Genomic DNA, 11779 nt, shown 5'->3' on the forward strand with positions numbered 1-11779 from the left:
CAGCAGAAAGCCATGTGGGGCGTAATCTACGTGCTTCCCTGGCTCATTGGTTTTGTATTGTTTTTCTTCATTCCGCTGTTAGCCTCTCTGCGATACAGCATGAGTACAATTCAAGCCAACGCAGAAGGCATAGCAATTCAGTTCACCGGTGTCGCCAATTACATTCAGGCACTGACCGTTAATACAAGCTTTAACCGTGCATTAATTGAAGCGATCACAGATGTGCTCATCAACGTACCGCTTATTGTAATATTCAGTCTGTTCCTTGCCGTCATCCTGAATCAGAAGTTCAGAGGCCGGGCTGTAGCGCGGTCGATCTTTTTCCTGCCCGTTATTCTGGCATCGGGAGTGATTATGACGCTGGAGAGCACCAGCCTGATTGAAGCGGTTAATCAGAGCAGCACCGGTGGAAGTTCACTCGGGACATTTGAACTCGAAAATCTGATGGTGAATGCCGGAGTGAGCGATTGGATCGTCACCTATCTGAGTAGCGCCGTAGATCGGATCTATCAGATCGTCAGTCAATCCGGCGTACAGATTTTGATCTTTTTGGCAGGGATCCAGACAATCTCTCCTCAACTGTATGAGGCTTCGAAGATGGAGGGCGCGACGGGGTATGAAGCCTTCTGGAAAATTACATTCCCGATGGTCAGCCCGCTTATTTTTGTCAATGCGATCTACACCATCATTGATTCGTTTGCCAATAACGCCATGACGGAACTGATCCGGGATACCGGCTTCGTCAAGTTTGACTTTGGATTAAGTTCTGCCATGGCATGGGTCTACTTTCTGGCCATTGCCATCATTCTGGTTATCGTATCCATCATCTTCTCGAAGCGAGTCTTCTATCAAGATTAGAAAGGAGGGTGTCCCACGTGACAACATCACGATTATTATCGCTGGAGCATTGGAAAGGCTGGCTGTGGGCCATGATCCGATTCGTTCTGATTACCGGGCTTTCCTTCGTTATCCTGTTTCCCATATTTCAGAAGGTTTCCACATCCATCAAAGCAAAAGGTGATCTGTATTCGGCAGTGGTGGTGTGGATTCCACAGAACTTCTCCATCGACAATTTCAAGCAGGCGATACGCGTAATGGATTACTGGGCAACACTGTTTAATACGTTTGCCCTGTCTGCAACGACTACACTGCTGACTACAGCATCCTGTGCACTTGCAGGATACGGATTCGCCAGACTGAAATTCAGGGGGAGCAACTGGCTGTTTGCCGGTGTCATTCTGACGATTCTTGTACCGCCAACGACCATTCTCATTCCGGTATACCTGAATCTGAAAAGCTTTGACCTGATGGGGCTTATGACGCTAATAGCCGGCAAACCTGTTAATTTGCTGAACACCTATTGGCCGTTTATTCTGACGGCGATTACGGCCAATTCACTTAAGGCCGGCTTGTACATCTTTATTTTCCGGCAATTCTTCAGAGGTATTCCGAAGGAAGTGGAGGAGGCGGCCTATGTGGACGGCGCGGGCATCGGACGAACATTTTCAAGAATCATGCTGCCCAATGCCATTCCGTCCATGGTAACAGTCATGCTGTTTTCCTTCGTATGGCAGTGGAACGACAGCTTCTATACGACGACTTATCTGACTTCAAGTAAAGTCATGTCGACCCAGTTATCGTCCCTTCCGTATAATCTGGCCCAGCAGGTTACTGACGGTGCAGCTTCCCAGGCCGATCCGTTCTATCTGAGCATGATCCAGGATACAGGAATTCTTCTTGCCATACTGCCTTTGATTGTCATCTATTTGTTTGTGCAACGATATTTCGTAGAGAGTGTAGAGCGTACGGGAATCGTCGGTTAAGTTAAGTTTTCCTGTACGTGTGGAGTGGGATCAGACTGTGAGAGGAAGGAGGAACTTCATGCAACATTCCATCTGTGAAAAGGGGGCATGTAACACTCTCATGAACGTCTGCTCACAGCAGAACCGCGATCCTTACCTGCGCAGGATCCCCCTGCTGGTGTGGAACGGGCTGCGGGAGCGGGCGCCGACCTGAGCGATCTGTTTGATCAGAGATACTCTGACGGAGCTTACCTCACAATATTGCAAGACAATATATCAGATCAGGAGGAATTATAGTGAAGAAGTTCATGACATCTTGTAAACTTGTACTCATTCTGGCTTTATTGATCACCATTGCTCCATGGGGAGGCAGCCGCGCCGAAGCATGGGTGGGCATGCCGATGGGCAAGCTTCACGTAAACGGCAAAAACCTGGTGAACAGCAACAACCAGCCTGTGCTTCTGAACGGTTGGCATCAACCTTCAGGCGCCTACTGGACATATCAGGACAGCAATTATTATCTCAATCTGCACGGCAATAACCGTCATGCAGCTACACTGGCTTATCTGAAAGACATTACGGATACCTTTGCGGACACCAGCCCGAAATACGGAAGCAATCATGGCTGGAATATGAATCAGGTTCGTCTGTTCATCGATCGTCAGGACATGGGAGATGTGGCTGCTGGTACATATAACTTTGCCGGTGTGCAGACTGTTACGCAAAATGTAATTATTCCGTACATTCAATATGCCAAAACAAAAGGTGTCTATGTTGTGCTGGGACTAGACTTCACATTGAAGGATGATCAGGCAACAACACCTGCCAACCTGCAAAAGTTCAATCAAATCTGGGGTTATCTCGCTTCACGCCCGGAGATCAAAAGTGCAGACAACGTTCACTTCGAACTGATCAACGAACCGGTGAAATCCTATGCCAATGGACATTGGGGTGGGTACAACGGGGAAAATGATTTTGTGGATCACTGGAATGACTTGCGCAATTTCCAAAATTCCATGATTTCAACGATTCGCAGCCAAGGTGCGGACAACGTGATCTGGGCTGCAGGGCTGGGCTACAACCAATTCTACAGCTTGACAGCAAGCCATCCATTGACTGACCCGCTCAATAACTATGGGTATGCGGTTCACTGGTACCCTGGTTATGGCGCATATGACAACTTCTCCATTCTGCAAGACCAGTGGAATACCAACGTGAAGGCAGCCGCTGACAAATATCCGATTAACATTACCGAGGTAACCTGGTTCAAAAACAAACCTGGTGATTCGGCCTATTGGAACTTGTTTAATGGCAGCAATGAAGGTTTCGGCACGAATACCAAAACAATCTTCAACGCAGCAGGCAATGTCAGCATTGCAGCTCATATGAACGGATTCATTCTAAGTGAAGGACCACGAAGCTCCTTTGCCGATCCTACGGCAGGCCTGAAGTGGGACGGGGATGCTTCACGGAGTGCCATGGGACGATTCCTGTTTAACTGGTACCATGAACGTGCTCTGACTTACCCGGGCAGTGGATCAGGCGGACCAACAACGGGTCTTGTATCCGGTGCAACCTATAAAATTGTTGCCCGGCATTCCAACAAGGTTATTGATGTCCCAGGTGGTCTAAACGAAAACAATCTTCAGCTCCAGCAGTGGAGTGATCTGGGCGGCAACCCTCAGAAGTGGGTTCTGACCTCGATCGGCAACGGTAACTATACGTTGACAAGTGTGAACTCACCGGACAAAGTCATCGACATTCGCAACGGTACCAACACCAATGGGGAAGTGGTCCAGCTCATGAGCAATCTGAACACAACCGCTCAGCATTTCAAAGTGAATGACCTTGGAAACGGATACTGGAGTATCATCAACGTGAACAGCAACAAAGCGATTGAAGTCGCCAACGCTTCCACTTCGGATGGTGCGAAGTTGCAACAGAACACCTACACGGGTGCAACAAACCAACAATGGAAATTTGTTGCCGTAAGCAATTAAAAAATACAACGTGAAACAAGAACCTCCCCAAGCCATTCGTTGCTTGGGGAGGTTCTTTTGCGTTTATTTTTGATACTTTGCCATGAAGGCCGTGCAATGTAAGATACGACTATATTTGTGCACCAAACAGCAGACAGACATTTATTTTCATACAAGCATTGTACGCTGTAGTAAGTAAATGTACCATAAGGAAGAAGTTGTACCTTCACCAGGAAGAAATGCCCGGTGTATCATTGAACAGCTACCTTATCATACAGAAACGAAAGCGCTTGATAAAAAGGGAGGGTACATATGCAGCTCCTATGGTCCAAATTCTCACCCGTGTTCCGCCGATTCCTCATTTCGTATCTCATCATTCTGATGATTCCTCAAATTGCGGGATATGCCTCTTACCGAGCTTCCATTGAAGCGGCTCGTTCCAGCTCCATTGAGAACAGCTTGAAGTCGCTGAGTCTCGGCAAAGAGATCATTGAACGTAACCTTCTTCAAGTCGAAGCCTTTACCAGGCAGCTTGCTATCAATCCTGATTTGCAAAATTTAATTGCTGGCCCGAAGCCGCAGGATCTCTACAACGTCTACGGTATGAACCGCATGCAACGGAGTCTCTCCATGTACAGCAGTACCAATGATTACTTGTCTCATTTCTTCATTCACATTCCGAACTACAATGCCATTATCACACCAAGAACCGTGTATTATCGTCCGGAGCATTATTATGCGGCCAATCAGTTGGAGGGTATATCGTTTGAACAGTGGCATGACCAAATTCTGAAACAACCGCACTTTAACGAAATCATACCGCTTCGGAACTATAAGCGTGAAATACTCGGCACAGTGCTTGCAGACGTTCCCGCCATTACGTTTTTGCAATCTCTGCCTTTGAACAGCTTCAATAAGCCGCAAGCGACGATTGGTATCATGATTGATCAGGATCAGATGGCCAGCCTTACTCAAAATATTGTGGATCAATATGGTGGTTGGACTCTTGTCACCGATGCGGAAGGGCAGATCATTTTCTCCCTTGGCATTGAACAATCCGAAGCCGAACGAATGGCACAGAAACGTCGGAGTGAAAGTAACGCTGCAGAAACGGAGCGGAACGGGCAGAACGTACAGCCTGGAAGCGATGGTCGGCTGTTGATATCGATACAGTCCAGTCAAAATGGATGGAATTACATGGCAGGTATTCCGGAGAAGTCACTCATGACAAAGGCCGATCAAATCAAGCAAGTCACGCTGGCCTTTACGTTGGCAACCATTGCCTTGGGCCTGCTGTTTGGGCTGGTTTTGGCCTATCGAAATAGTGCACCCGTTTACAAACTGTTGGCCTCTTTTCGGGAACAACTCACCGAATTCCCTGGCAAACGGGGCAATGAATATGATTTTTTGGCAAGCCATATTAACAATCTAATTGCAAATAATGACTCACTTAAAAACGCCATGAATGGGCAGATTCCATTGTTGAGAGACGGTTTTATCAAACGTCTGTTAACCGGGGAAGTCTATACCTCACTAGAGTTGGAGGTTATATCATCCCAGGCGCACATTTCTCTTCATAGCAGCAAGGGCTTGGCAGGCTTAGTGAAGGTAAACGGATATGCCAATCCGGACAGTGAAGAAACCATTCATGAACTGGGCGTCGCAAGGTTGCTCATCAAACAGGTGCTTACAGAGTGGAATGCGCAACTGCTGATCACGGATTGGGGAACCGACCAGATCGCTTTTGCCTGTCCATTGGATGAAAATAACCCACTGAATGAAGCTATAGGGAGGTGTGAAAAAGAGCTGAACACCCTAATGGAAGTGATCTACCGGGAGCATCGGATATCCACAACAATTGGAACAGGTGCAGCTTACGAGGTCTGGAATGATGCAGGTCGCTCCTTTGACGAAGCCAAACAAGCTCTGGATTATGCCATTCATATGGGAACAGATCATCTGGTGAGATTTGAAGATACGATGAAGGAAAATGAAATGTTCTATTATCCGATTGAGTCCGAACAGCGCCTGCTGAACACAATCAAAGTCGGCGATCCTGAAGAGGCAATACGCATTCTGGAGCAATTGTTTCTTCGTAATTTTGAAGAGCGGGAACTCTCCTACGAGATGGCGCAACAGTTCATCATGGAGCTAAAGGGGACTTTTCTGAAGCTGGACGAACCAAAATTCAAGCTGGATTCCGCCCTGCTGGAGGAATATAAAACTCGGGTGACATCCATTCAGATGACAGAAACGATCGCTTCGCTGCGTGAAAAATTCAAACAGTTAACAGAAGACATCTGCGGTGATTTTCAGAGGAGAAGAACAGGAGCGCATGCAGATACGGTAAGTGAAATGATTCGTTTTATCCAGCAAAATTATGGGGATGCAAACTTGACGATCTATCGGATTGCCGAGCATATGAGCAAGTCCGAGAAGTTTATATCCCAACTGTTCAAAGAGCATACAGGAGAGAATCTTTCCGATTATGTAGAACGGGTACGCATTGATGCTGCCTCAAACCTGTTGCAATCCACCGGTCAGACCATTGACGAAATAGCGGAGGCCACCGGGTATAACAGTGCACATTCATTCCGTCGAGCATTCAAGCGGGTACGAGGCATTTCCCCGAGTGTGTTTCGGAAAATGGACGTTCATAGCGGTTAATGTAGGGTGTTTCTGATGATATACATTCGCTTTTTGTACTTTCCCGGCGTAACTGTACCTTTACGCAATCCCCAGCCCAATCTTATGATTACTCAAAAAGTAAGCGCTACCAAATTGAGCTGAAATTCAGCACGATTGGGAGCCAAGAATGGGGGGATGATTCTGAGAACAACAATGACCAGTGAATCCAAGTCCGTGGAGAAAAGAAGTAAACCATCTGTCTTGAAGGAAGCTTTAGCCAGAAGCTGGAGGCGACATTGGCAGCTATACCTGCTGATTTTGCCACCAATTGCTTACTTTATTATTTTCAAGTATGTACCCATGGTGAATGCGGTCCTGGCATTTAAAGATTACAACGTCATCAAGGGGATCTGGGGCAGTCCGTGGGCCGGAACCAAGTATTTCGAATTACTTTTTAAAAATCCGGCGTTTGTCATGCTGATCAAGAACACGCTCTACATTTCGTTTTACAGCCTGATCGTTGGTTTCCCGATTCCTATATTACTGGCGCTCGCGCTGAACGAAATCAAAAACATCCGATTCAAAAAAACAGTACAAATGGTGACGTATGCTCCATATTTCATCTCTACCGTTGTAATGGTCTCCATCATTATGCTGTTTCTGTCACCTAGGCTGGGTATTGTCAACACGATTGCAGGCGCCCTTGGTTTCGAATCGGTGAATTTTCTCGGTGAGCCCGGACTATTTCGATCCATCTACGTATTCTCCGATGTGTGGCAGGGAATGGGGTACTCCGCAGTCATCTATCTGGCTGCCCTGGCTGGTGTTGATCCATCCTTGTATGAAGCCGCCAAAGTCGATGGAGCCAATCGAATACAGAAAATCCTCAATGTTGATCTGCCCGGACTGCTTCCGGCAGCCGTCATCATTCTGATTCTGAGTGTAGGGAATATCATGGCTGTCGGGTTCGAGAAAATATATTTGCTGCAAAATCCGCTCAACCTGTCTGCTTCGGAGATCATCTCCACGTATGTCTATAAAATAGGGTTGCTGAATGCCAATTACAGCTTCGCTACTGCGGTTGGCCTGTTCAACTCGGTGATTAACCTGATTCTGCTATTAATCGTGAACGCGGTCGCCAAACGACTGTCCAATACAAGCTTATGGTGACGGGAGCGAAAGGAGGAGAACCAATTCATGCCTAACACACAGACAAATGCAGGTCGTTCGCGAATCAAGAGCAGTAGTACGATCCGTGAATCCTGGGGAGACCGCGTATTTATAACGGTTGTTTACTTCATGCTGACTGTGGTGCTGATTGCCGTGCTGTATCCCTTGATATATATTGTGAGTTCTTCGCTCAGCAGCCCTGCTGCCGTCTCCTCGGGAAAAGTCTGGTTGTGGCCCATTGAACTGACGTTTGACGGTTACAAGTCTGTATTGCGGAATGATCAAGTCCTTACCGGTTATGCCAATTCCCTTTTCTATACAGCCTGCGGCACCTTCATCAGCGTGGCACTGACCATTATGATTGCTTATCCATTATCCAAAAAAACGTTTGTTGGTCGCAGCTCGTTAATGATGTTTATTACCTTCACCATGCTGTTCTCGGGCGGTTTGATTCCTACCTATCTGGTGGTCAAAACCATGGGACTGATTGATACCCGCTGGGCGTTGCTGATTCCCAATGCCGTCTGGGTATGGCAAGTCATCATTGCCCGCACCTTTTTTCAGAATTCGATACCGGAAGAATTGTCCGAAGCAGCAGACATCGATGGCTGCAGTGACATCCGGTTTATCTTCAGTATTATCCTGCCACTCGCCAAACCGATTATTGCCGTGCTGTCGCTGATGTATGCTGTGGGTCAGTGGAATGCATATTTTGACGCCCTCATCTACCTGAAATCACAGTCACTCTATCCGCTGCAGCTGATATTGCGCAGTATTCTTATTCTGAACAGCAGTACGGGGAACATGGATGCATCGGAAATGATCAAACAGCAGCAGATGGCTGAACTCATGAAATACTCGTTAATTGTCATGGCCAGCTTGCCGGTGCTAATCATTTATCCTTTTGTTCAAAGGTATTTCGTGCAAGGCATGTTGATTGGCTCAGTCAAAGGATAAGTTCATTTTTTTCTATTATTCATGAGGGAGAGGATTGTATTGAAAAAAGCGGGATTCATCATTCTTGCCTGTATGCTGTTTACTTCGTTGGTACTTGCCGGATGTTCAAGTTCTGATAAGGGTAACGGGGAAGGCAGCGATCCGTCAGGCAAGACAGCCATTAATGTGTTTGCTCACCAGGGTTCGGATACCAATCTGTCCACTAACAAATTCACGAAGAAAATGGAAGAGAAGTTTGATATTAAGTTCAACTGGACCACGGTTCCATTCGACGGCGCAGCGGAGAAAAGACAGATTTCACTTGCTTCCGGTGATTATCCGGACCTGTATCTGCTGATCCCTTGGGTAGACCGTTTCTCCCAGACAGACTTGTTGAAGTTTGGTCAACAGGGGGTTATTTTACCACTGAATGATCTGATTGATCAGTATGCTCCCAATATTAAAAAAGTGCTTGAAAGCAATGATTATTATCGGGCCATGAACACCGCTCCGGACGGAAATATCTACGGTCTGACGGGACTGAATGAATGTTTCCACTGTTCATACCCGAACAAGATGTGGGTCAACACCAAATGGTTGGAACAACTCGGATTGAACGAACCTGCTACGACAGAGGAGTTTAAGGAGATGCTTCGCGCATTTAAAACGAAGGACCCGAATGGAAACGGTAAAGCCGACGAAGTACCGCTAAGCGGTTCGACTGAAAATTTCGGCGTGCACATTATCCCGTATTTGATGAATGGTTTTATCTATGACGACGATCGAAATTACTTAATTGTCAATCAGGGGAAAGTGGAGACGGTAGTGAATAAACCGGAGTGGAAAGAAGGACTTACTTATATCAAATCGCTCTATGATGAAGGACTGATTGATCCGGGTGCCTTTACTCAAAACGTGGGTGCTTTCAAAAAAATCGGTGATAACGCTGATGCGCAGCTTCTGGGTGCAGGAGCAGCGATGCATCCATCGTTATTTGTAACCACTTCGGAAGGTTCGCCTTACGGGAATGATTACAATCCCATCCCTCCACTGAAGGGACCGAATGCCACTTATGCTACGTATAACTATCCGATTGATCCTGGAGCATCTTTTGTACTGACGAACAAGGCAAGCGAGGAAACGCAGATCGCAGCTATAAAGTTGCTTGATTATTTCTACACCCAGGAAGGTACCATGGCATCTTATCTGGGAGAGGAGGGCACAAGCTGGCGTAAACCACAGGAAGGCGAAGTGGCGCTCAATGATCAGATAGAGCCGCTCTATAAAGCCATTCCGCTTCCTTCTGGAGAAGAACCTCGTAACGATAGCTGGGCTGCACTGAGTCAGTACAATCATCACAGGGCATATCGGGACGCTGAAGTGCAGGGAACAGACATCTATGCCAATGATGGGTATGAGCGAAGACTCTATGAGGCGACATTGTTAATGGAAGGCAAGGAACCAAAAGACGTTTTCCCTCATTGGGCATTGTGGGTTGATCCATCCCTTGCCGATGAAGCCAGTATGATGCAGACCAATCTCAAAGATTACATCGATCAGAACTCCCTGCAATTTATTACTGGCGCCAAAAGTCTGGATAAGGATTGGGATGAATATGTAAAAGGTCTGGAAGGACTGAACATTAATCGTTATCTGGAGATTATGCAATCCTCCTACGATACTTCTTCAGTTACCAAATAAATTAGATGTTGTTGAATGTATTTGCACATGCAAATGTTCTCGGTTCGCAATCAGTATATGCGAGCCGGGAACATTTTTTTAATTCAGATGCCCAAAAATCAGCTTCATGCTATGTTTGCACCTGTCCTGCAAGCCAAACGTTCACTGGACAGGTACAACGGCTCGTGCATTTTCTCTTAGTTTAGTACATGCGATATCTTCCGCTTAGAGCCAGCATACTGAAAAAATACAGGCAATTGTCGTAATAACGTCGCTCTCCCTGACGCAGAGGTGTGCTCCAGAACTTACGAACGAATGTGTCAGCATGTGGACCGTCCGCAGCCAGTGAAGCCATGGCATTGGTAGCCAGTAAACCTACAGGATGCAGCGCAGATTCGTCAAAAGCTTCTCCATCTATGGTATAACGACGATAATCGGACATTTCAATATCACTGAAGAAGGATTGAATCCGATTGGATTGTTCGATCTGCCAGTGATCCTTGCGGAACCATTCCCAGTCCAGCGCTATATTCGCAGCAACACGGTAGGCATCACTGTAAAAATGTCTGAAATCACCATGCGGCTGTATTGGAGCCGGAGAGCCGTCATAGTTCGCATATTCAGGTGATAGTCCGGTTACGGGATGGCAGGCTGTATGAAGGTAAGCCCGACTAGCGGCCGCCGCTTCTTTCCAGAAGCTCTGATCTTCTTCATCCGCATATTTTGCGAATAGTTCATAAAAATGAGGCAGATGGTAGGATGGGTCGCTAAACGGTGTTTCTGGTATGAATTTGATCAGTTTTGTTTCCGGGTCCCACATGGGATCACCTTCGCCGTCTTCGCCCTGATGTATACATGCACGAAGGATCTTGCGGGCTTGTGCTTTGTAATCATAAGGTTCAGCGCCATCGCCCCAGCGGTTGGAGGCAAAAAAAAGCGCCATGGCAAAAAACTCTTCACCGTCAGGAGCAGGTCCTTGCGAGAGTCGGGTTCCGTCAGGCTTGCAATGCCAAGCGAAGTAATCTTTGTATCGACCTTCGGTATGCTGCATAAACGTGTAGGAGAAATTCCAGAGTCGATCAAATTCTTCCTTTTTATCCATCTGAACAGCCATCATCATGCCATAGGACATGCCCTCGGAACGAACATCGTGATTACCGGTGTCCAGCATATATCCCTTGTCCTCACCCATGGGGTAATATATTCGAGTATTTTCATCGCCATAGAACAGTTCGTTCCATGTTTCTTCCAATCTGGTCGTAATCTCATTCTCATCGTAGCCTAGCTTCAGAAACAGATTCTGATAAGTGCCCGTATCCAACGCGCCTTGACCCGTAATATTCATGTGTGTCCTCCTTCATCAATGCGGTTTTTCAAAATTATAACATGGAAATAGTATACAAATTAAAGCGTTTACATGAAAAATTATAGGTGTTCTAATTTGCATGTGATTGTAGTCGAATTAAAATGATATAGTGGTGGAAATCCTATAATTTGTCAGGTTGTTGTAAAATTATGTAAGGGATACACTTTGGGGGAAGGATCACACTTGATCTAATAATAATACAAGTTGTGACCCTTTAC

At 46.5% G+C, this 11779-nt stretch carries 8 protein-coding genes; 7 read left to right on the forward strand and 1 reads right to left on the reverse strand.

Annotated elements, in window-relative coordinates:
• The first annotated feature begins 12 nt into the window (after nt 1–12).
• The 7 genes from ABTV53_RS13820 (at nt 13) to ABTV53_RS13850 (ending at nt 10216) form a co-directional block, all read left to right on the forward strand.
• Nucleotides 13–858 (forward strand): carbohydrate ABC transporter permease, encoded by an 846-nt coding sequence (locus ABTV53_RS13820; RefSeq protein ID WP_253435651.1) that lies wholly within the window; start codon nt 13–15, stop codon nt 856–858.
• Nucleotides 859–875: 17 nt separating this feature from the next.
• On the forward strand, nt 876–1823 hold the full coding sequence (locus ABTV53_RS13825) for a carbohydrate ABC transporter permease (protein ID WP_433753695.1): 948 nt from the start codon (nt 876–878) through the stop codon (nt 1821–1823).
• 275 nt (nt 1824–2098) lie between these two features.
• Nucleotides 2099–3802 (forward strand): RICIN domain-containing protein, encoded by a 1704-nt coding sequence (locus tag ABTV53_RS13830; RefSeq protein WP_433753696.1) that lies wholly within the window; start codon nt 2099–2101, stop codon nt 3800–3802.
• Between the two features lie 291 nt (nt 3803–4093).
• On the forward strand, nt 4094–6448 hold the full coding sequence (locus tag ABTV53_RS13835; RefSeq protein WP_433753698.1) for a helix-turn-helix domain-containing protein: 2355 nt from the start codon (nt 4094–4096) through the stop codon (nt 6446–6448).
• 276 nt (nt 6449–6724) lie between these two features.
• Complete coding sequence (locus ABTV53_RS13840) at nt 6725–7579, forward strand: ABC transporter permease (protein WP_433754197.1); 855 nt, start codon at nt 6725–6727, stop codon at nt 7577–7579.
• Nucleotides 7580–7606: 27 nt separating this feature from the next.
• Nucleotides 7607–8536 (forward strand): carbohydrate ABC transporter permease, encoded by a 930-nt coding sequence (locus ABTV53_RS13845; protein ID WP_433753700.1) that lies wholly within the window; start codon nt 7607–7609, stop codon nt 8534–8536.
• Nucleotides 8537–8557: 21 nt separating this feature from the next.
• On the forward strand, nt 8558–10216 hold the full coding sequence (locus tag ABTV53_RS13850) for an ABC transporter substrate-binding protein (RefSeq protein ID WP_433753701.1): 1659 nt from the start codon (nt 8558–8560) through the stop codon (nt 10214–10216).
• Between the two features lie 181 nt (nt 10217–10397).
• Here ABTV53_RS13850 and ABTV53_RS13855 read toward each other — a convergent pair whose 3' ends face one another.
• Nucleotides 10398–11540: a glycosyl hydrolase family 8 gene (locus tag ABTV53_RS13855; protein WP_433753703.1), complete on the reverse strand. Its 1143-nt coding sequence runs from the start codon at nt 11538–11540 to the stop codon at nt 10398–10400.
• Nucleotides 11541–11779 lie beyond the last annotated feature (239 nt).

The sequence above is a fragment of the Paenibacillus amylolyticus genome, from assembly GCF_050990605.1.
Classification (GTDB): domain Bacteria; phylum Bacillota; class Bacilli; order Paenibacillales; family Paenibacillaceae; genus Paenibacillus; species Paenibacillus amylolyticus_H.

Coding starts and splice junctions, on each gene's coding strand:
- ABTV53_RS13820 (WP_253435651.1), top strand. CDS start 13: ATGTGGGGCGTAATCTACGTGCTTCCCTGGCTCATTGGTTTTGTATTG.
- ABTV53_RS13835 (WP_433753698.1), top strand. CDS start 4,094: ATGCAGCTCCTATGGTCCAAATTCTCACCCGTGTTCCGCCGATTCCTC.
- ABTV53_RS13845 (WP_433753700.1), top strand. CDS start 7,607: ATGCCTAACACACAGACAAATGCAGGTCGTTCGCGAATCAAGAGCAGT.
- ABTV53_RS13850 (WP_433753701.1), top strand. CDS start 8,558: ATGAGGGAGAGGATTGTATTGAAAAAAGCGGGATTCATCATTCTTGCC.
- ABTV53_RS13855 (WP_433753703.1), bottom strand. CDS start 11,540: ATGAATATTACGGGTCAAGGCGCGTTGGATACGGGCACTTATCAGAAT.